The organism is Algoriphagus resistens, from assembly GCF_001442615.1.
Classification (GTDB): domain Bacteria; phylum Bacteroidota; class Bacteroidia; order Cytophagales; family Cyclobacteriaceae; genus Algoriphagus; species Algoriphagus resistens.
The window spans coordinates 93,701-116,327 of sequence record NZ_LMXN01000005.1 but is presented as its reverse complement, the minus strand read 5'-3'; the positions used below and the strand labels follow the sequence as shown (position 1 = coordinate 116,327).

At 41.9% G+C, this 22,627-nt stretch carries 16 protein-coding genes; 5 read left to right on the top strand and 11 right to left on the bottom strand.

All coding sequences use genetic code 11. The features are described from left to right. Window positions 1-108 precede the first annotated feature (108 nt). Entirely contained in the window at window positions 109-1,533 is a 1,425-nt protein-coding gene (locus AS141_RS11075) for an IS701 family transposase (RefSeq protein ID WP_057937732.1), read from the top strand. A 108-nt stretch (window positions 1,534-1,641) separates the two neighbouring features. Here the strand turns inward: AS141_RS11075 and AS141_RS11070 are convergent, their stop codons facing one another. From AS141_RS11070 to AS141_RS11025, 10 genes are all read right to left on the bottom strand, one after another. After that, a complete protein-coding gene (locus tag AS141_RS11070; protein ID WP_057937731.1) occupies window positions 1,642-3,363 on the bottom strand; it encodes a sodium:solute symporter in 1,722 nt (573 codons plus the stop codon). Between the two features lie 103 nt (window positions 3,364-3,466). Beyond that, window positions 3,467-5,923, bottom strand: a complete 2,457-nt coding sequence (locus AS141_RS11065) for a PIG-L family deacetylase (RefSeq protein WP_057937730.1) — start codon at window positions 5,921-5,923, stop codon at window positions 3,467-3,469. A gap of 82 nt (window positions 5,924-6,005) precedes the next feature. Then, window positions 6,006-7,136 carry an acyloxyacyl hydrolase gene (locus AS141_RS11060; protein WP_057937729.1) on the bottom strand — a complete coding sequence of 377 codons (1,131 nt, stop codon included), beginning with the start codon at window positions 7,134-7,136 and terminating at the stop codon, window positions 6,006-6,008. A 159-nt stretch (window positions 7,137-7,295) separates the two neighbouring features. Continuing rightward, window positions 7,296-8,507, bottom strand: coding sequence for a tetratricopeptide repeat protein (locus tag AS141_RS11055; RefSeq protein WP_057937728.1), 1,212 nt, complete (start codon window positions 8,505-8,507; stop codon window positions 7,296-7,298). Between the two features lie 27 nt (window positions 8,508-8,534). Beyond that, window positions 8,535-11,108 carry a DNA gyrase subunit A gene (gyrA, locus tag AS141_RS11050; protein WP_057937727.1) on the bottom strand — a complete coding sequence of 858 codons (2,574 nt, stop codon included), beginning with the start codon at window positions 11,106-11,108 and terminating at the stop codon, window positions 8,535-8,537. A 96-nt stretch (window positions 11,109-11,204) separates the two neighbouring features. Beyond that, window positions 11,205-12,227: a hypothetical protein gene (locus AS141_RS11045; protein WP_057937726.1), complete on the bottom strand. Its 1,023-nt coding sequence runs from the start codon at window positions 12,225-12,227 to the stop codon at window positions 11,205-11,207. Window positions 12,228-12,322: 95 nt separating this feature from the next. After that, the gene (locus AS141_RS11040; protein ID WP_057937725.1) at window positions 12,323-12,832 is read right to left on the bottom strand and encodes a hypothetical protein; all 510 of its coding nucleotides are present in this window, start codon (window positions 12,830-12,832) and stop codon (window positions 12,323-12,325) included. A gap of 119 nt (window positions 12,833-12,951) precedes the next feature. Next, window positions 12,952-13,605 carry a ribulose-phosphate 3-epimerase gene (gene rpe / locus AS141_RS11035; protein WP_057937724.1) on the bottom strand — a complete coding sequence of 218 codons (654 nt, stop codon included), beginning with the start codon at window positions 13,603-13,605 and terminating at the stop codon, window positions 12,952-12,954. 58 nt (window positions 13,606-13,663) lie between these two features. Beyond that, the gene (locus tag AS141_RS11030) at window positions 13,664-15,328 is read right to left on the bottom strand and encodes a S8 family serine peptidase (RefSeq protein WP_057937723.1); all 1,665 of its coding nucleotides are present in this window, start codon (window positions 15,326-15,328) and stop codon (window positions 13,664-13,666) included. Next, entirely contained in the window at window positions 15,315-15,974 is a 660-nt protein-coding gene (locus tag AS141_RS11025; protein WP_057937722.1) for a hypothetical protein, read from the bottom strand. Before AS141_RS11025 ends, AS141_RS11030 begins: the two co-directional genes overlap by 14 nt. A gap of 128 nt (window positions 15,975-16,102) precedes the next feature. Here AS141_RS11025 and trpF point away from each other — a divergent pair, with 128 nt between their 5' ends. From trpF to AS141_RS11010, 3 genes are all read left to right on the top strand, one after another. Continuing rightward, the gene (gene trpF, locus AS141_RS11020; RefSeq protein WP_057937721.1) at window positions 16,103-16,723 is read left to right on the top strand and encodes a phosphoribosylanthranilate isomerase; all 621 of its coding nucleotides are present in this window, start codon (window positions 16,103-16,105) and stop codon (window positions 16,721-16,723) included. 140 nt (window positions 16,724-16,863) lie between these two features. Continuing rightward, entirely contained in the window at window positions 16,864-17,109 is a 246-nt protein-coding gene (locus AS141_RS11015; RefSeq protein WP_057937720.1) for a hypothetical protein, read from the top strand. A gap of 308 nt (window positions 17,110-17,417) precedes the next feature. Next, window positions 17,418-18,410: an LLM class flavin-dependent oxidoreductase gene (locus tag AS141_RS11010; RefSeq protein WP_082632278.1), complete on the top strand. Its 993-nt coding sequence runs from the start codon at window positions 17,418-17,420 to the stop codon at window positions 18,408-18,410. A gap of 281 nt (window positions 18,411-18,691) precedes the next feature. Here the strand turns inward: AS141_RS11010 and AS141_RS11005 are convergent, their stop codons facing one another. After that, window positions 18,692-21,109 (bottom strand): ABC transporter permease, encoded by a 2,418-nt coding sequence (locus tag AS141_RS11005; protein WP_057937719.1) that lies wholly within the window; start codon window positions 21,107-21,109, stop codon window positions 18,692-18,694. A gap of 286 nt (window positions 21,110-21,395) precedes the next feature. On the opposite strand from AS141_RS11005, the gene AS141_RS11000 reads away from it, so the two are divergent. Beyond that, the gene (locus AS141_RS11000) at window positions 21,396-22,592 is read left to right on the top strand and encodes an ATP-binding protein (RefSeq protein ID WP_057937718.1); all 1,197 of its coding nucleotides are present in this window, start codon (window positions 21,396-21,398) and stop codon (window positions 22,590-22,592) included. Window positions 22,593-22,627: the final 35 nt, after the last annotated feature.

The following is a 22,627-nucleotide window of genomic DNA, read 5'->3' as shown; positions in this document are numbered from 1 at the left end:
CTTTACGAAGTTAAAAATAGTACAGTAGTAGTTTGTAAAAGTGGGGTGAATGCGGTATTTTAAGTTTAAATAAAACTACGCTTTTAACCGAGCCGATTGAAATTAACCATGACATTTCAATCGGATAAAAAAAAATTTGATTATAAGTCAACTTTCTCTAAATCAGCTAGTAAGCTCTCTGAGTTCATCGCCGGCTACCGTCCTGAATTCTTATGCCACCGATATGACAATTCCCCCACTGCCCTGGACTATATTCTTGGACTGGTGGCCTGTGAAAAGAACACCGCTAATTTGGAAAGAATGGAAGAAGCGATAGACCAAGGTGAATACCGCAGGTACCAACAGTTCATCTCCAATTCAAAATGGGATCACAGCGCTGTACTCAGCAAGGTCCAGCTCCAGGCCAGCGAGGTTCTGGCTGCCCAAAAGCGGAAGAACGGGAAGCCAACCGGACTGATTGTGGACGAGTCTTCCCATGTGAAAAAAGGGAAGATGTCAGTTGGGGTTTCCCGTCAGTATGCCGGTTCTGTGGGCAAGGTGGACAACTGTCAGGTGGGTGTTTATGCCTCCCTTTGCAACGCTAGCTACGCCACCCTGGTCAATGAGAAGCTTTTTTTGCCAAAAAACTGGGTGGAAGACAAAAACCGCTGCGACAAATCCGATATCCCGGGCAATGTGCGGCAATTCAAGACCAAGCCGCAACTTGCCCTGGAGCTTGTGGACGAATGTGTTGCCAACGGGGTGGCCTTTGACTGGGTGGGTGGAGACGGCCTATACGGACACAGCTATGAGCTGGGCTCAGGACTGGACCGGAGGGGACTGTTTTTTGTGCTGGACGTCCACAAAGATGAGACTGTTTTCCTGGAAGAACCGATTCTGGCAGTGCCCCCGCGCCAGGGAAACAAGGGACGTAAGCCCATGCATCCCAAGCCTGACCGGGAACCGGTACGGCTGGACAGTTATGTGATGACGCTGTCGGAAAATGACTGGACACGGGTGAAAGTCAGAAAAACGGTCAAAGGCTGGCTCTGCCTGTTGGTCCACAAGTGCACGGTATGGTCATGGAATGGGAAGGAGGCCTCTGCAAAGAAACGGACGCTGCTGATTACCAGAACTGAAGGCGATAAGCCGAAGACCAAATATAGTTTCAGCAACGGGGAACTTGAAGCATATACTTCTGCCGAATATGCTTATTTTCAATCCCAGCGCTACTGGGTGGAACGTACATTCGACGACAGTAAAAATGAATTGGGCCTATCGGATTATCAGGTAAGGAAATGGACTGGATGGCACCATCACCATGCGTTGGTGTTCATGGCAACACTTTTCATGATGAACGAACGGATTGAAAACGGAGAGGACATCCCCTTGCTCAGTGTCAGGGATTATAGGATCCTGATGGTCGTATCAATGTTCGGGACACCGAACCAATTCCAAACCAAGTGGGAGCAAATGATAACAAGACACCTAAAAAGACAACGGGACATCGATCGATATTACCAACATGAGGATGAACCTAAAGTCGTAAAGTAGTACTATGCTGAGACGCTTTTTCCCGTTCAACAATGGTCTTTTCAGCATTGTTTACAGCTATTAAAATAACTACGATAGAAGCCTCCCGATTTGGGAGGCTTCTTGTTTTTAGTATTTACCAGTGCCCCTGGAAGGGATCAAAAGCTGTATCACTGCGGCAAAAAGCATTACTGCCAAACATCCTATTGGATTATACCAAAGAAAACCGATATCCCACAAATTACCATCGGTTACATCCCCGTTGCTGAAATGAACGGCCAAAACCAACGCCTGTGACAGCAATGCACCTATAAAGACCGCTTGTCCCTTTACCCATTTCATAAAGAAAGCGACGAGAAATATCCCAAGTATAGTCCCATAAAAAAGAGATCCCAGCAGATTAACAGCCTGGATCAGATTTTCGAACAAAGACGCATAGGTAGCAAAGAGAATAGCTCCTACCCCCCAGAAAGCAGTAAACAACTTGGATGATTTCAAGTAGTGCTTGTCGCTCGCACTTTTCTTGATGGATCTTTTGTATAAATCTATAGTGGTCGTAGATCCAAGGGCATTTAACTCAGAAGCCGTGGATGACATTGCCGCAGAGAAGATCACCGCAAAGAGCAAACCGATAATCCCCTTAGGTAAGTGGTCCATAACAAACCGCATAAATACATAATCCGTATCCCGGGTTTCAGCTACAGGATCATTGATTATGATTAACTCTTTAACTTCCTCTCGAATAGCTTTTTGGGCTGCTTTTAAGGCGGATAATTTCTCCCGGATTTCAGTTTCCTCACTAACATTTTCACTAGTAATTGCATCAAGCATGTCCAGATAGGAAGCTTTGCTCTCTTCAAAGTTTTCAGCGTACTCGCTCTCCAAACTTTCAAACTTGCCCGCTAGCTCGCTTTCGCGTAGTTTATCTGTTTGCACTTTATTGAAGACTACCGGGGGCAAAAAGAATTGGTAAAATACAAATACCATTACACCGATAAATAAAATAATAAACTGCATTGGTATCTTCAAAAATCCATTCATAATCAGCCCCATTCTGCTTTGGGAAAGCGTCTGTCCAGAAAGGTAACGTTGTACCTGACTTTGATCTGTACCGAAGTATGAAAGGAAAAGAAAAACTGCTGCAGTCATCCCTGACCATACATTGTATCGATCTGAAATATCGAATTCAAAGTTGATCATGTTCAGTTTATCCATTTTCCCGGCCACATGCATGGCTTCCTGAAAAGAGATCGGAAGCAGTTGGATTACTATAATTCCGGCTAAAATCATCCCCCCCATCATGACAGCCATCTGCTGTTTTTGCGTAATGGAAACTGCCTCGGTACCTCCTGACACTGTATAGAGAATAACCACCGAACCGATAAAGATATTTGTACCTGTCAGATTCCATCCGAGTAAAGTGGAAAGAATAATCGCCGGGGCATAGATGGTAATTCCTGCCGCCAATCCCCTCTGGATTATAAAAAGCAGTGCAGCAAGTGTTCTGGTTTTTAGATCAAAGCGATTTTCCAGAAACTCATAGGCTGTGTATACCTTCAGTCTGTAATATATTGGAATAAAAACCACCGAGATGATAATCATCGCCAACGGCAAACCAAAATAAAACTGTATGAACCTCATTCCGTCCTCATAAGCCTGGCCGGGAGTACTCAAAAATGTAATCGCTGAAGCCTGGGTCGCCATTATGGACAATCCAATAGACCACCAGTTCATGGAATTTTTACCGCGGAGGTAAGAATCCAGGCTCTTAGTACCGTAGGTCTTATAAATTCCGTAAGTGGCAATTAGTGCTAACGTTCCAAAAAGTACGATCCAATCCAATGTACTCATGCGTAGGCTACTTTAAGCCAATAAAACAGGCCCATTTGCAAAAAGAGGCAGGCAATTAATCCCACATACAGGTATTTCCAACGTAAAGGTTTTTCCTCCACAATTATTGCTCGATCAAGTTGATAAATAATTTAGTCGCTCCCGGAACGCCTGCTGGCAGCTCTCTAAAGAACGAGATACCCGTATAAATGTAAGTTCCCTTGCCATATTTAGCGTAGATCAATGAACTGGTCAATGGCTCTTCTCCGGGGTCCTGGAAAGTAAGTGGCGTAGAGTATTCAGGAGCAATATCAGCTTCAAAATACAATCCTCTTTCCTGGATCCAACCGTCAAAATCCTTCTCGGTAATCTTATTTGGCCCCGCCAATATCGGATGATTCCAGTCTGCTTCAAAAGGTGAATCTTCCACCGTCACCCGATCTCTACTGATTGAAAAAGGATAAGGTCCAAGCTTCTCTATCAAAAGAGGTCTGCTTACATTGTATTGGACCACCACAGTCCCGCCATTTTCTACATACGTCAATAAGTTTTGTTGGTTGGCAGCAAGTTCCGAATTAGTATTGTATGCCCTGATTCCCACTACGATGCTTTTGTATTGAGACAGGTTTGCCAAAGAATAATCAGAAATTTCGGTGACTTGGTACCCTAATGAAGAAAGCACTGCCGGCACATCATCTCCCGCGCCCTTGATGTAGCCTATTTTAGCCCGGGACACTTTCCAGTTTTCCTGGATCAGGTTTAAAGAGGCAGGTGAAAAATAAGTCAAATTTGGAATGTGCCTGTAAGAAATCCGATGTGTCATTTGATCATATGTCTTCCCTTCGGCGGTAGTAAATTGAGCGATTACTTCACGCTTTTCATTTTTATCCAAATTGAATGAAACTCTGTAAATTTTCCTTTTTTGGCTGATATTATCTTTTACTTCCAGGATTTCAAATTCATTTTTTTGCAGGTTTCTGAAAGTCAGAACTCCTTCTTTTATGTCCTTATTGAAGTTCACAGTAATTGTAACCACTGGATTTAAGTCTGAAATCAAGAATACATTTTGATCTGATATGGCTAAATCTACTTCAGGAACTACTGTGAAGGGTTGCCTTACTTCCCCATCCACTTGATCATTGTATTTGTATTCCAAGGGAATGGCTAGTTTGAATTCCTGGTTATTTATTTTAAAAGTTAATTCACCGCCGATTTTCATATCATTAAAAGGCTTGCCAATCATATGCTGCTCTCTTACATCATAGATCGCATCTTTTACAGGGTTCACTAACCAATAAGGCTGGGACAAAGGCTCATCTTCAGGGATTTGAAATTCAACCGGGATCTGAACTGGATCGTTATTGGCGACTGTTTTTCCCTCAGAAGGATAGTAGCTATCATAGAGCTGCAGTGAAACGTCTGTAAGCAAAACAGCAGAAGGGTTATTGACGACCAGGTTTGCCCTGATCTCTTCACCTACACACCCTAGTTCCTGATTAGTAACTAATTCTATTTTTAACCCCAATACTTCAAAAATAAGCTTGTCCAGCTTCTGGATCTTCTCCTTTATCCATGACGCTTTGGGGTTCAGTTCCAATAGCTTTGATCTAATTCCCATCAAGGAACCGAGATTGATAAGAGGATCTTTAAAGTCAAATTTTTCAATTACATTTTGGATCAAAGCCTCTATTTCCTTCCCCCCATCCACCTCTGCCCAGCGGTTGGGGATTCCCTCGAAAGCTGAATCTTCAAAAGGCTCCCCTTTGATAAACTGCAGGTAATCAGCAGTGTTACCTATTCTAGCTGTCGCCCCAAACCCCTGGGATTTGTGCATGGTACGGCTATTTGCTGCTATTTGACTATAATATTCACCGAGTAAACTGTTGAAACCACCTGTTTGGATAACAGCATACTTTTCATTTTCCAATGGTTTGAACTCCCCACCAAAATTGTAGGAGTTCCAAAAAATTCTTCTCGGCTTCCATGTACCCACATAGTTCAATTGATCTGGAAATACGTTTGGGTCAGCTGCCAGGTCAAAAGCTTCCTCCGCCAAAATCGCCGAAGTTGTATGGTGACCATGGTTTCCTCCGGGGACAGTATTGAATCTGGTAATGATAATGTCTGGCCTAAATTTCCTTACAACCCACACCACATCGGAAAGTATTTTTTGCTTATCCCAGTTTTGAAGGGTCTCATCTGGATTTTTAGAATAGCCAAAGTCCATAGCCCTGGTAAAAAACTGGCTTCCACCATCTGTCTCGCGGGCACGAAGTAATTCCTGGGTACGGATTTGACCTAGTTCTATTCCCAGCTCTTTTCCCAATAGATTCTGCCCTCCATCGCCTCGTGTAAGGCTCAGGTAAGCCACTTGCACATGTTCACCGTTGCCCAAGGCTGCAATAAGTTGAGTATTTTCATCATCGGGATGCGCGGCCACATATAAAACTCTTTTGGTTTCCTTTAGCTGAAGTAGTTGGTGGTAAATCCCTGAGGAAGGAAGTGATTGTGAAGCACAGATCAGACTGTTTAGCAGAAGGCAAAAAAAGGCTAAACATCTGAGTAAAAGAGGTTCGGTCATAAATAGGCATAATTTATCTCTCCAAGCTAAAATAAGCCTGATGGAAATAAAAACATTTTTTGACTAAAGGAAAAGGAACTCCCTAATAAGTAATGGTTTTTTTTACTTTTCCCGGAATAGTATATCCCAAAGCAACCTCAAAAAAATCGGCCTTTACCTTATGTGCCTTGATATGAACTCCGATAAATACATTATTGTTCAGGCGATACCTGACACCGATCCGCTCATAGAAGCGGGTAGTTTCCTGGTTGAGATGCGCCTTGCTCAGATAAACCCCGAATGCTATGGGCATGTATAATTGCTCAGTTAGTTTCCATTCCCATGAGCCCACAACTGCAAAGGAGTTAACATCTAAAAAAGTAATAGACTCATTGGGATATCGCTCTTTTGCGCCAGCACCATAAAACCAATCTATACCCAGTCCTCCCCTATATTTATAAGAGAGCTCCCAAAGGTAATTTATCCCTAAACCACCCCTGAAATAGGCTTTTTCATCTATATCATAACTTTTCAATCCCATATAAGCAGTAATGTTCCAAAACCCTCTCTTCTCTAATGGAGGAAAATCAGGTTTAATACCGGGACGGAACTGTTCATTATCCAAATTCATTTTCACCCCGAGCGCTATAGGAACAAAATTGATCCCTGCATTAGGTTTTTTGATAGACCCATTTGAATAATGTTTGGTTCCAATGGAAGTGAATGCACCGAAAGTATCAGAAAATTGATAGGCAGCTTTTAGCCCGAAATGAACATGTGCATTGATAGCCGTTCCTACAAATCCGTTCAGTGGATTTGTTTCAGCATCGTAAGGATTCATATTGAACCCCAAACCAATTTGGGTATAGTAACTGAAATTGAGCTTCCTGTAAAAATTATTCTTACCTAAAGGAAACTCGCCAAAAGCGTAGATACCCATTGGCCGCCCTATTTCCGCGTAGTAATTGACCGCAGAAGTAACACCAAAGCCATAGCTTGGAAACCTATTAATGTAATTATAATATATATTCTTGCTGCTTCTCCACCCAAACCTTACGTCAACTCCGGAATAATCGATGATCTCTATAAGTTCGTCTGCCCAATCTTTATGGTTGCCAATAATAGGACCTTGGTCATAGGAAACTTCAATAAACCTCTTTGATTGTGCCTTAACTCCGAACGAAATTAATCCAAAAAATATATATGCTATAATCCGTACTATCTGCAATCGCATTCCTTTTGTTAATTTCCGGATGCAAAGATAAAAATATTGCGAGAACCCGCCTACCTATTTTAGAATTCAATGGAAACAACTATTCATCCCTTAATGAAATGAATAGCTAAAAAAAGGCCTCTGAAATTGATTCAGAGGCCTTTTTTTTACCTACACTGATTAAATATTATCTAGCCAGTTAGGACCTTTCAATTCGATCAACATCTTGTTGTATTTTTCAACTTCTTCTGTGTTCTTCAACCGTTCGTGCACTTGATAAAGAATAATCATTACTTCAGCATTATCAGGTTTGATTTCCAGCGCTTTTTCGAAATACTTCACTGCTTCCTTGTAGTGAACATTTGCTTCTTCTCCCATTGATTGGGATTTGGCTTCCCATTCATCATCCGGAAGGGCACTCAATTCATTTAGAATTTTCATAGACTTATCCAACAAAAGCGCTCCGGTGTAGTAGTTACCATCGTAGAATTCAGGATCAGCCTCAACAGATTTTTTGTAATCTGCCAATGCTCCTTCCATATCACCAGCTTGTTCCTTAAGGTATCCTGATCTTAAAAGAATTCCAGCATTGTTCGGATCATTTTTTAATGCTTCTTGAATAGACGCCATTGCTTCATCCATTTTGTTTAGCTGGAGTAGCAATTGAATCTCATATTCTGCAAGAACTTTGTCATCAGGATAATCTTCTCTACCCTGCATAATTATATTATATGCTGCTTCTGGGTCTTTTTCTTCACCGCTTAAGATCTGAACCAACAAATAATAAACTGTTAGCTTATTATATTCCTCAACGTCAAGCAGGTATCCGAAATGCTTTTTTGCCTCTTCGAATTTACCCAACTCATTTGCTATGAAGCCTGCATTGTAATGAACGGTAGTATCCGTAAGATCAATTTCCCCTGCCAGATCAAAGAATTCATAAGCCATTTCTTGATCTTCTGCATTATACCTTTCAAGAGCTTTGTCGAAGGATATATTTTTAAGGGTAAAAATAGAATAGGGTCTCAGGTTATCAGGAACTCCCGGCATATCTTCTGTATAAATATCCTTTCCTAAACCTTCTTCTTTATTACCACCAGCCATTTCAAGAGCTTTGTTGTACGTTGCCAATGCAGTTCTTCCAGTCTCGACTGTAGAAGCAGTATTGGAAGAATCTGAACCAAACATTTTGGTTTCGATCTGAGCCTTAAGTAAATAAGTAGCCGGGTCACTTCCAGTTTCGGGATCAGCACTGGCAGCTTCTATGTCAGCCATCGCTGCAGTTAAATCTCCGGACTTGAAGTTCTTCTCCGCAGATCGAACCACTTTTTTTTGTCCAAAAGCCAAGGTCGTTGCACCGATCAAGGCCATTGATAGAATTAGCTTCTTCATTTTAGCGTATTTTTCTTGTTTGGTTGGTTATTCGTTTATTTCATTCGGTTCTTCAGAAGTATCATCAGCCCCGTTGGTTGAAGATTCATCAGGAGTGTTCTCAGCATTTGCACCATCTGCCAATGCTGCATCTACGATTGCTTCTACCTCTTCTTCCCTGGATATTTTTTCGACGGAGGAAATTTCGTCATTCTCTCCGATTTTAATCAATCTTACTCCTTGAGTAGCTCTTCCCATGATACGAAGTCCATCTACAGAAATACGAATGGTAATACCAGATCTGTTTATGATCATTAAATCATCAGTTTCCACTACTTCTTTGATTGCAACCAATGCACCGGTTTTCTCCGTTACACTCATTGCTTTTACGCCTTTCCCTCCACGATTGGTGATTCTATACTCGTCAAGGCTGGAACGCTTTCCATAGCCCTTCTCAGAAACTACTAGCAACGTTGCATTCTCTTCGGACGCACATACCATGCCAATCACATAATCATTTTCATCATTTAACCTGATAGCTCTCACTCCCGTTGCAGTACGCCCCATTGGTCTTACTGCTGTTTCGTTGAAGTGAATAGCTCTACCTGACTTAGCCGCAATCACAATATGCTGACTGCCATTGGTCATTTCCACATTGACCAGTTGGTCATCTTCACGGATGTTAAGCGCGATGATACCGTTTGTTCTCGGACGACTATATTGCTCTAGTGTAGTTTTCTTGATAATGCCTTGTTTGGTCACCATCACCAGGAAATGATTATTCAGATAATCCTGATCATTCAAATCGGCAACCTGGATGATTGAACGGATTCTATCATCCTGCTCAATACTAATCAGGTTCTGGATAGGTCTTCCTTTGGAAGTCTTCGACCCTTCAGGAATCGCGTAGGTTTTCAACCAGAACAACTTCCCTTTATCCGTAAAAATCAATAGGTAATTATGGGTGGATGCGGTAAAAAGATATTCTGTAAAATCATCCTGCTTGGTACTCACTCCACGTGATCCTACCCCGCCTCTACCTTGCGTTTTATATTCTGTAAGTGCGGTACGCTTTACGTATCCTTCATGAGATACAGTGATTATCACCTCCTCATTTGGAATCATATCTTCATAGCTGAAATCTTCAGCATTATGCTCAATTTCAGTTCTCCGGTCATCAGCATAGCGAGTTTTCATTTCAGCAAGCTCTTCTTTGATGATTTCCATTCGCTTTTCTTCGTTGGCAAGGATTTCTTTGAGCTCCTCGATCAATGCCATGATCTCCTGGTACTCATTGATGATCTTGTCTCGCTCCATTCCAGTCAATCGCTGCAATCTCATATCGAGAATTGCTCTTGCCTGGATTTCACTCAAATCAAATTTCTCCATCAGCCCGTTTCTGGCTGTTTCCGGATCTGCTGAACTTCTAATCAAGGAAATCACCTCATCCAAATGATCCAAAGCTATCAGATAACCCTGAAGGATGTGCGCTCTCTTTTCAGCTTCTCTCAGCTCATATTCCGTTCTTCGGATCACTACCTCATGGCGGTGATTCACGTAGTGAACGATCATGTCCTTTAGGTTCAGTGTATGCGGTCTCCCTTTTACCAGGGCGACATTATTCACTGAGAATGAAGTCTGTAGCTGAGTATGCTTATAGAGGTTATTAAGAACTACGCTGGAAATAGCGTCACGTTTCAATTCATAAACGATTCGCATTCCTGAGCGGTCAGACTCATCACGGATTGCAGAGATACCGTCTATCTTTTTCTCATTGATAAGTGCGGCAGTTTTCTCTACCATACTGGCCTTATTGACCATATAGGGAATCTCAGTGATAACAATCATCTCTTTGTTACCACCGTCCTTTACTTCTACGTTGGCTTTCCCCCGCATCACTACTCTACCGCGGCCGGTTTCAAAAGCAGCTTTCACTCCATTATAACCATAGATGATACCGCCGGTCGGAAAATCAGGTGCGATAATATGCTCCATCAATTCAGCTACGGTGATCTCATTATTATCAATGTAGGCTATAATTCCGTCAATTACTTCACCCAAATTATGGGGTGCCATATTCGTCGCCATACCTACTGCGATACCTGAAGCTCCGTTCAATAGTAACGCAGGTACTTTAGCCGGCAAAACGATCGGCTCCTTTAAGGAGTCATCGAAGTTGAACTGAAAATCAACTGTTTCTTTGTTGATATCCACCAAAAGCTCCTCTGCAATGCGTTTCAGCCTAGCTTCGGTATAACGCATCGCTGCCGGATTATCTCCATCGACAGAACCGAAGTTACCCTGACCATCCACCAGCGGATATCTCAGGGACCAGGGCTGCGCCATACGAACCATCGTTTCGTACACGGCAGAATCACCATGTGGGTGATACTTACCAAGTACCTCACCTACGATTCTGGCAGATTTCTTATAAGGTTTGTTATGTAATACGCCCAGTTCCTGCATCCCAAAAAGGATTCTTCGGTGTACTGGTTTCAGTCCGTCACGGACATCAGGAAGTGCTCTTGAAACAATAACCGACATCGAATAATCGATGTAGGCACCACGCATTTCCTCTTCAATGTTAATGGGTATGATGTTCTCGTTTTCTCCTTGAGCCATATAATGCTATTCACGGGGTCGATTAAGGCTGCAAGATAGTAAAAACCGACTGGTTTTGAAAAGAGATTACAAACACCAAAGTGTATAATCAAAACATTAATACCACTGCCCTATTTTCCTGTCCTGAAAATTAAAAATCCCACTGCCTCTATACTCCACTCCGTTGTGCATATGCTTCATTACTACACCGCAGCCTGCAATTTTACAGCGCTTGGTTCCCGGAAAACGGACAGCCAGTCCCGCTTGCATAGCATAGACTTGTTGATTTAACTCCTGAAACTGCGAAAAATCAGATGCGGCATAGGTAAAGCTGCGAAAATCTGCCCCTCCTTTCACAAACACTTTCGTGTAATCGGAAAAATCCCGCTCAACCCTCAATCCCAAACCATAATAATTCTTATCTGATACAGCTAGCCTAGGGACATATGGATCAACACCGTTATCCAAGGTGGCATCATAGGCTTTTTTGAGATTCAACTTGCCAAACTCAGCTTCAAGGATAAATCTCCAAGGATAATTTTGTCTAGCCCTTTGCCTTAACTCGGACTGCATGTAAAGATTAGAAGATGAGTAATTCCTATAACGCCAGTTAAGAAATGAGCGCCTCCTTTTTGCATCATAAAGCACCAATCCTACAGTCCCATAAAGTTTGTCTACCTGATAGGTAGCCCCTTCGAAGTCAAACTGATAATCCCCACCTTGCATAGGAGCTAGGTTCCCCCATTCCTGACCGAATCCTCCTCCAATGGTAAGGAGGTTAAAAAGATTGACCCTCACCCCACCGTTCCAGTTTGGAAACACCCAGTCTCCACCCTTCATGTCAAGTGGGTTTTCTTCGGAAATATCCAGTGGATCACCATCCAGGTTTTGATAACGAGAGAAGGGATAAAGGCTAGGATTTTCCGAATAAAAGCTAGTACCAAATTGCTGATAGGCACCTCCTCCTGAAAGCTCAAGACTAAACATTTCCAATACATTTCGTGTGACATTTCCTAAACCCGACTCACTTTTCGGACTTTTCGCCTTCTCGGAAATCCCGAAAATATCTTCCTGCTGTGCAACGACCGCTGTCACTATAAAACAAAGAACTAAAGAGAGGGGTAGTTTTTTTAAATTCATACTTATCATAAACGAATACTTCGGACTCTTGGTGTGAAATTAAAAAAAAATGCCTCCCGATTGGGAGGCATCTTACTATTAACATTAAAAATATCTTATTTGCCGTCAGTTGGCTCTTCAGTATCTTCCTTTTCAGCTTCCTGTTTCGCTTTCATTTCAGCGATCATAGTATCCAGTTTTTCCTTTATAGATGGATCTTCTTTCGTTGCTGCCAATACTTTATTGTAAGTCCCAGCACCCAACATCTCCTCATCCATAATTAAACCGGTTTTATATTCCTTCAACACTCCCTGAAGGGATTCCTGAAAATCCTTAACTTCTACAAACGCTGCTTTTTCTTCTTCAGTAACTTTCGCTTCTGTCATTTTTGCTTCATCTCCCCAAGCAGCCTTGATTTCATTATATCTTGCACCACCTTGGAAAATCTCATTTTCCAAGATCATAGCTTTTAATTCCTCAGTTTTTGAATTTACATAATTATCAAATGTCACCTCTACATTTGCATATTTAGCCAAGTCTTCATCTGTGACTATCTCCTCATCTTGTGCGTAAGCAGCAAGCCCTAGAAACGCGAACAACGTACCGAAAAGCAATACTTTTTTCATAATCTATCTGATTTTAATTTCTGTATAATCTTCAATAAAAAAACCAAAATCCAAAAATTCAAGAATCGTCAATATTTTTTAAGGAATTTTATGATAAAAGGTAAAACGATCCTCTATACCTATTCGACTGATTTTAGCTGGCTGATGGTACGAACGGGGTCAGGGGAATTGAAAACAAAACTGCCTGCAACAAGTACATCTGCCCCTGCAGCCATCAATTTTGATGCATTTTCTATAGTTACCCCACCATCAATTTCAATTTTCGTTTTGGCACCTCTCGCTAAAATCAAGTCTTTTAAACGGGAAATTTTTGAGTATGTATGCTCTATAAATTTTTGTCCGCCAAATCCAGGATTCACGGACATCAAACAAACCATATCTATATCATTTATCACATCGGTCAATAATTCCACAGGAGTATGGGGATTTATTGCCACACCTGCCTTTGCCCCGAGGTGCTTGATAGTCTGCAACGTACGATGCAAATGGGTACAGGCTTCATAATGAACTGAGATCACTTCTGCTCCGGCATTTCTAAAAGCCTCCAGGTAGTTATCAGGATTTACAATCATCAGGTGTACATCCATGGGCTTTTTTGCGAAGCGCCGGATTGCCTCGGTTACAGGAATACCAAATGAGATATTAGGGACAAAAACCCCATCCATAATATCCACATGAATGTAATCCGCCACAGAGGAATTAAGCATTTCTACTTCTCTTTGGAGATTTGAAAAATCAGCAGCCAATATTGAAGGGGCGATCAATGGGGTCATGTTTTTGTTTTTGTTTGTGTAAAAAAGCTAAAATAATGATCAGTCCACAAATCTATCTTTACTGCTTTACTATTTTTCCATGCCTGATCAATTCTCCATCTTGCATTTGAATCACATAAAAGCCGTGATTTATTCCATTCAACAGGATCCGGAAAGGTTCTTTGAGAGTTTGCCTAGTTAAAATTTGATTGGCGAAAACCCGGCCATTAAGATCTGTAAGCGAAAACTCTGCACTGAGGCTATTTCCAAAATGTATATTCAGTTCATCGCCGATGACCGGATTAGGATAAACTTTCCACACAAATTCCTCACCCTTATCCTCCACCCCTAGTATTTCTCCGTAAAGCGCATCAAAAAAATTGGGAATACCATAGCCCAACAAATTATCCGGTTCCTCTGCTTGACTTCCACTAGTCAATAAGCTTTCCACTAATTCATCTTTAGTCCATTCCGGTTTTGCTTCCCAGAGCCCTGCTGCCAATGCAGCAATCTGTGGTGCTGAAAATGACGTCCCGTTGGAATAGCCGATCTCTCCATTAGACCGGATCAGTACCGTACCGCCTCCAAAAGCGGCTAAATCAGGTTTGGCTCTTCCGTCACCGGTTGGCCCCCGGGAACTGAAACCAGAAACAGTTAACTCTCTATCCACAGAGCCTATTGCCAAAATCCCTTTGGCATCGGATGGAGAATTCAAAGTTGATTCCGAAGGTCCAGTATTCCCTGCACTATTAACCACAAGAATCCCCTTACTGGCCGCAATATTTGCTCCGCGGGCAATTATCGTGGTTTCACCATCTAAATCCTCTACGGTGTAGTTCATTTCAGGGTCATCGAAATCCCAATAACCAACAGAACTACTGATAATATCCGTACCAAGGCTATCTGCATATTCAGCGGCACGAACCCAGTTGTATTCTTCTATCCAGTATTCAGTAGTTATTTCCTCAGTCATCGCAAGGATATAATTTGCATCAGGAGCTCCCGCGACCATTTTCCCGGGTTCATAGGAAGCTATCAGCGAAAGCACATTGGTGCCATGTTGATTGTCAGAATAGACATTCTGATTCCATGGTCTTACAAAATCTCTAGTGGCTATGATCTGCCCGTTAGTTTGGAGGTGAATCAAGGGACTGGCAGTTTCGGATCCTGGAAAACCCGCATCGAAAACAGCGATAGTCACGCCTTTACCTGTATAGCCTTCTTCATGCATTTTGTCTATCCCAAGCAAGGAATTCTGGAAATCGTATGCTTCCTCATTTGTAGCCAAAACCCAGGTACTTTCTGAAGAGGGATTCCGGAATTTATGGGATTCAGATGCATATATCCTGCTACCGATCTTACCGTCGGGATTTGCAATAAAACCATGACCAACTAGCTCAACTCTATCCACAAAAGGAAAAGCCTCTAACTCTTTGACACCCTCCTTTTCTGTGACCAACAGAGTGGCATTGTACCATTTGCTGGAATACAGGATGTAGGTTGACTTTTCAGCTACCGCGTCCACATATTTCTGCGCTACAGGCAGATCCAGGCTATCAGGCAGCACTCCCTCTCTGCTTCTGCGCTCGAGCGCTTTTTGACTTAGAAATTCATCCGGCTTTTCGAGCGAAAGACTTTCCTGCGGCTTATACTTATAAAATACTGCATAGCGATCCTGCGCAGCTAAATCACCGTAAAAAGCCATTGCAATTATAAAGAGAGCTAAAAATCTAATCCTGGCCATTACCTACCAACTTCATGTGAATCTTATAACCTGAATCTATCAACATTTCCCCTAGACAATCATTTCTTGAGCAGTAGGTCAACACCTCTTCGTACTTTTCCACCATACCTACCCCCTCTTCATAAATTTCGAAGCGAATATCTCTATAAGTCACCAGATCGTCGCTGTTTTCTTGGTTTACGCGTATGGTTTTCCTTGAACTGATCATCTCAAAATCGTCTTCCGCTTCATTTCTATACACGTTACTATCCCATACTATCCCATCCGTGGGAGGAAAAACCAAGGTCACGATCGCCTGGTTCTCTATGGTTCTCACCAATGAAAGATCCCGTTGAATTAGTGTATAGGGCAGTTCAATACTCCAGTCAATTCTGTCCTGTGATTTTGAGCGCAACACGACAAAAACCTGCTCTCCCTCTTCATTGGTATAATAGCTGATAATATGATCACGATAGAAAAAATGCTCTTGTTCTGAATCATTTTCCCCAAAATAGGTTGTTTGATCTACTTCATAGAGCCAAAACAGCCCAACTTCCAAAGGCTGAAAATCATAGCCTAAGTCAACTGGCTCTTCTTCAATTTTCCGGTCACATGAAATAAAAAGTGCCAGCAGAATTACAATAGTAAGGGGTAGTTGTCTATCCATATGAACCTTCGATGACTAAAAATACTAGTATTTTCCTGAATATTGGGTAAACGAAGCCTCATACAGTTTCGAAATACTTTTTTCTAGCCGATCATCCTGTTTAACTTAGCGATTTCAAAATTTGAACCATGGCTTTAAGCACTTTTGTAAAAATCAGCGGGATCACCAATCTATCTGATGCCCGGTACTGCGCGGGAATGTATGTGGATTTACTGGGTTTTTCACTTGAAGAAAAATCTGAAAAATTTATTACTCCTACCCAATATAATGAAATCACAGGTTGGGTTTCAGGACTTGATTTTGTGGGTGAATTCGAAACTTACAATGCCCAGGAAGTCTTAGAAACACTAAAGAATTACCCAACAGTAAAATGGGTAGAGCACGATAGAATCGAACCACTTACCAACCTAGAGGGCAAAGGTTATGGGATGATCTATAAAATGGATTTAGAAGAGGTAAGGCACATAGAATTAGAAGTAGCTGAAAAACTGAGTGAATCAGGAATCATTTTCCATATCACTTCAAAGCATGAAGAATTGGATGAAAATGACAAACAAACAATAAAACTGCTCAGTGAAAATTGCCGGGTGATACTAGGAGTAGGTATCACTGCAGAGAATGTATTAGATTTAATTACTGAGCTACACCTCTATGGCATTTCTCTCACAGGTGGAGAAGAAATCAAGCCTGGTCTGAAAGACTTTGACGAACTGGCGGATATTTTAGAAGCCTTGGAAGTAGAGGGATAGATATTTCCAGTAAAATGATACAAAAATACAGAAGCTGATCATCTATTTGATCAGCCTCTTTGAGTTTAAGCGAGCATCGCTTCACATTCAGCAATGCATCGCCTGCATGCGTCTGCACATTGGATGCAAGATTCGTGCTCATGCTTTTCACATTCCTTGGCGCAATTGTAACAAACATCAACGCACTGTTGCATAGTGATGGCACGGTCAAGCGAACTACGCTCAGAAGCACCTATACAATCCTTGCAGGCGTCGATACACCTTTCACACCATTTGATGCAATCGCCCATACCAGGCTTGTGCTGACAAGCTTCTATGCAATCAGAGCAAGCTGTGATACAGGTTTCACAAGATTCGAGAATGCTGGTTTTGATTCTTACTATTGAACTCATAGGGCATCTAGTTTAATTTGACTTTTTAACCGAAAGGGATCCACAATTTCGAATTCAACGATCTCCTTTTCAGAATTCATGCTTACATAAAGACCAAATAATAAGCCAAAAGACAAAAGTCCAATTTAACTCGTAAAGGGGTGAAACTAGGACAAAACACGTTGTTAACCAATCAAATATGAGGTAGTATTGTCTCAAGCTGGGGACAAATGAATCAGTAAGGATGCTAGGAAACTTTCCCTAGCAAGAAACTTTCCTGAAATAAAATCAATTTGATCTATAACTATCTAAAACCAGCTATTTTGAAAACTACTAAACCATACTCCCTGCTCGACCTTGCTATCATCCGCGAGGACTTCGATGCCAAAGACGCTTACGAAAGAAGCCTGCAGATAGCCCAGCGCGCAGAACAGCTTGGCTATACCCGAATGTGGCTCGCAGAGCACCACAACATGGCAAATGTCGGAAGCTCCTCCCCACAGATTTTGATCGGCTATTTGGCAAATGGTACTTCTACTATCCGATTGGGATCAGGGGGTATCATGCTTCCAAATCACAGCCCGCTGATTATCGCAGAACAATTTGGAACACTTGCCACACTTTATCCCAACCGGATTGATCTTGGACTAGGCAGAGCTCCGGGAACTGATCAGACTACTGCTACCGCCCTGCGAAGAGGGCGGCATGAATCCGTCCAAGAATTCCCTGCTGATCTCGATGACCTTCGACAATATTTCTCAGAAGAGAATATTGATTCCAAAGTACGTGCCTTTCCGGCCGAGGGGCTTGACGTTCCTATTTACCTGCTGGGCTCAAGCATGAGCAGTGCCGTACTTGCTTCTCAGAAAGGTCTCCCCTACGCTTTCGCGAGCCATTTTGCCCCAGGATATCTCATTAATGCTTCTAAGTATTATCGGGAAAATTTTCAGCCATCTGAGGATTTGGCACAACCCTATTTCATTTCCTGTGTCAATGTGATCGCAGCTGATACAGACATGGAGGCCCACTACTTGGCCACGTCCTTTTACCAAACGGCACTAGGGATCATCCGGGGAAGGTCTTATCCTATGAAAAAACCTGTGAAAAGTATGGAGGGTATCTGGACAGAACCGGAAGCTGCCGCAATCCAAAATATGATGGCCTGTACATTCATTGGAACTAAGGAATCCCTCAAAGCTCAATTCGAGAGCTTCTTCCGACAGGTGGAAGTGGACGAATTGATGGTTTCGACCAATATCTATGATCCTGAAAAACGACTCAGATCGCTGGAGATTACTTCGGAGGTTTTAGGATAAAACTCAAAAAACAAAGTGGCCACTTTTGGCCACTTTTCATTAATTTGGAGGTCGATTCGATTTGCCATCACGGCGAAGCTGCTTCGCCTGCTAAGAAAAGATCAACGTGAGACAGTCTTTTCCTAAAGATGTTTGCTGACAACTATCACTGATTCCTGCAGATTTGGTTCCATACTAAATACGGATTGGATATGGAACCAAGTCTACGTTTATCCTCCTCCTTTTTGTGCTGATCTGCGGGGACTTTTGGTCGAATATCTAATAAAAAACCTCTAACAATTTCACTCATCTGCCAGACTGTCCACAGGATTGCTTAATGCTGCTCTTACAGACCTAAAACCAACTGTAGCTGCAGTAATTAAAAGCGACACAAGGATCACCAATGCATACAATCCACTCGGTACGGTGGTTTTATAGGAAAAATTCTGTAGCCACTGATCCGTAAGGTAATACCCAAGTGGTACGGCTATAGCAAAAGCGATAAACACGAGTACGATAAATTCTTTTGAAAGCAAATAGGTAATCTGGCTGACAGATGCTCCCAGCACTTTTCTGATTCCTATTTCTTTTAATTTTTGCCCTACCAAAAATGAAATCAACCCATAGAGTCCTATCGAGGAAATCACTATCGAAAGCACTGCGAAGATTTTATAAACCATAGAAAGTTGATTTTCTCTCCGGTAGAAATTCGCAATCGTTTCATCCAAAAACTGACCAGAATAAATGGCATCTGGATAGATAGATGTGAACTCCTCTTCTATGTTTGCCAATGTTTGCTGACTTGCATTCTTATCCAATTTTAAGCCTAAGACTTCGTATTGTGATAATTCGGTAGCGATAATAAATGGCTTCACATCTTCGCGCAAGGAATTCTGAGCAAAATCCTTCACTACGCCTGTGATTGTCATCCAGGGACCTCCACCACCGATGGTGATCGTCTTTCCAATCGCATCTTCTGGGTCTGATAGATTAAGTTTTTTGGCCATAGTCTCATTGATCACAGCCTCTTTCAGCGTGTCGCTTTCTGAAAATCCACTTCCGGATACAAACTGTAACCCATAATTGTCAAAATAATCAGCGTCACCGTACTTCAGCGAAGTCATAAACTGAACATCTTCTCTTTTGCCATCAAACCAAAAATTCGATGCCCAGTTGTTATTAGAAGAAGGCACATCGCTTGACACACTCACACTTTTGATCTGAGAATTGGATTTTAACCGCTGTTTCAGCACATCCAACCTACCATCCTTTGCTTCATCCAAAGGAATCTCAAAATAATAGACAGCCTCCTTCGAAAACCCCAAATCCGCTTCTTGAATCTCTGTCATTTGCTTGACAGCAATCACCGTGGCAATCATCAGTACCTGGGCGATGACAAACTGCATCACCACCAGACTTCTCCGAAGTGAAACCCCACCGATTTGAGCTACCTGAATTTTATTTTTTAACGCCTGGACCGGTTGGAAACCTGACAGAATAAAGGCTGGGTAAAACCCGGAAAGGAGTGTAACGCCCAAAATTATAGCACCAGAAAACAGCAGAAATGAAGGTGTGATCAACTTGATTGTATCTGGAACCTCTGCAACTTTACTCAAGAACGGAAGCAGAGCAGTAGCTGCAACGGTAGAAATGATGGCCGAGATAAATACAACCATAAATGTTTCTCCAAAGGACTGTCCAATAACCTGCAATCTACTTCCTCCCATCACTTTCCTGATCCCTACTTCCTTACTTTTACCTATTGCCTGCGCAGTCGAAAGGTTAACAAAATTGATGGAAGCCATAAGGAGTATAAAAATCCCGATCAGAGCCAATGTATAAATTGTTGCTTTTCGGATCATTTCACCGCTGATCGGATCAAACCGGTTGTCAAAATGGATATCTTCCATTGGCTGAAGGAAAAATGACTTCTTTGAAGTACCTCGATCTTTATAATTTTTCTCCGCAAAAGCTATCAGCTGCTGATTAATATGGCTTTGGTCAGTTGATTCTGGAAGCATCAAGTACAGCTGGAAATTACTTCCAAAGCTGCCCCACTCATCAAAATGGTAATCAAATACCGCCTCGTTGCTCCTAAGAGTTTGATAAGAAGCCAGCATGTTGAACTGGAAATTACTGTTCTCAGGAATATCAGCCACAATTGCCCCTACATTCGCCTCCACTCTTTTCGAGAGTAAAATCGATTTCCCAAAGGCATTTTCCCAACTCCCAAATAGCCGCTTGGCTTCTGTCTTTGTGAGTACCACCTGTCCTGGACTAGCTAACACCTGAAGATTTCCTGCCAGCACCTCTACATCAAAAAGAGACGCATATTCAGGTGTAGTGAAAAATGCATCTTCCACAATGAATTTGCTTTCCCCAGAGTTAGTTGCAGCTCTTTCTGTGGAAATAAAAACCGATGAATTTACCACAGGAACAATTGCCTCAATTCCAGAAAGGTCGTTTTTCAAAGCATCAGGCATCGGCGGCGACACGCCTGGCGTATAATCGAGACCATCCACATATTCATCCTGGGTCACTACACGATAAATCCTATCCGCGTTGGATTGAAAGTCATCGTAACTCAACTCATAGCTCACTACCGTGAAAAGTAAAAAAGCTGCCGTGATCCCAAGTGTCAATCCCAATATATTGATCAGCGTCACACGCTTCCCTTTCTTAAGATTTCTCCAGGCGATTTTAGAATATATTTTCCACATAGTTCTTGTATCCGAAAATGTTAATAAAACGCACAAGTAACCAAGATCAAACCAGAAAAAACAGGCTTTTCTAAGCAAAAAAGCAAGCTTTTACTGTAGCCTCTCAAAATATTTCGAACATTTTTGTGCGATTTCGGGCAAAGACTTATTATTTAAAACCTACCTAAATATCTTCAACTATTCCCTAACACTTAATACTGTCGAATAAAATCGACAATAAAATGATCATATTGTAGTTTTAATTCGATAATTATTATTTATATTTGTAGAATATATTCGACAAATCATGGACATTTTATTCTCAAACTCCCTAAATCTACTCAGTCAGGTTGGAGACAAGTTCTTCAGATACCTTTTCGACAAAATAGACTGGAATCAGCGAATGATTGCCATAAAAGGACCTAGAGGTTCCGGAAAGACCACTCTGATGCTTCAAAGAATCAAATTTGGAATTAAACCTCAGACAAACGTCGCGCTATACTTTTCTGCAGATCATTACTGGTTTTACACTCACAATCTGGTGGAGACAGCCCATACTTTTTATCAAAATGGAGGGCGTTTTTTGTTCATTGATGAGGTTCACAAATATCCAAATTGGTCGAGGGAACTCAAAAACATTTATGACTCTTACCCTGATCTGAAAGTTGTTTTTTCCTCCTCTTCCGCACTGGATATTTATAGAGGCGAGTCCGATTTGAGCAGACGAGTGATTACTTATGAATTACCGGGAATGTCATTTCGGGAATACCTGAACTTGACTCAGAACCAAAATTTTCAACCTGTTTCTCTTGCGGAAATTCAGAACACACATTCTCAAATCACATCTGAAATCACCTCCCTCCTTCAACCTCTACCGGTATTCAAGGAGTATCTCAAAAGAGGCTATCTTCCTATCATCACCGAGTCAAACCCTGAAACCATCCCGGTTTTCCTCCAGCAGATTATTAATACAGTAGTTGAATCTGATCTGGCATTTATTGCTGATTACAACGCCGGAACAGCCTATAAAGTGAAGAAACTACTTGGCGTGTTGGCAGAGTCGGTTCCCTTCAAGCCGAACGTATCTTCGATTGCTAGAAAAGTAGAAACCAGTCGGGATTCGGTATATGAATGGCTCACCCAATTGGAAAAAGCCCGATTGCTAAATTTTCTGATCGCAGAGGGAAAGGGAGTTTCTCTTTTGCAAAAGCCGGATAAAGTTTACCTAGAAAACACAAATCTTTCCTACGCATTAAAAGCCAATCCAGAAATAGGTTCGATACGGGAAACTTTCCTTCTCAACCAACTCAAAAACCTTAAGCAAAAAGTCAGGCTTCCAAAATCTGGAGACTTCAAAGTGGACGATCTGGTCATAGAAGTTGGTGGTAAAAACAAAGATGCCACCCAAGTAAATCACATAGACAACTACCTGATTGCAGCTGATGAAATAGAGCATGGCTTTGGCAAAAAAGTACCGCTTTGGGTGTTTGGGATGATGTATTGAAAAACCCCAAGATTTTCATCTCAGGGTTTCAATCA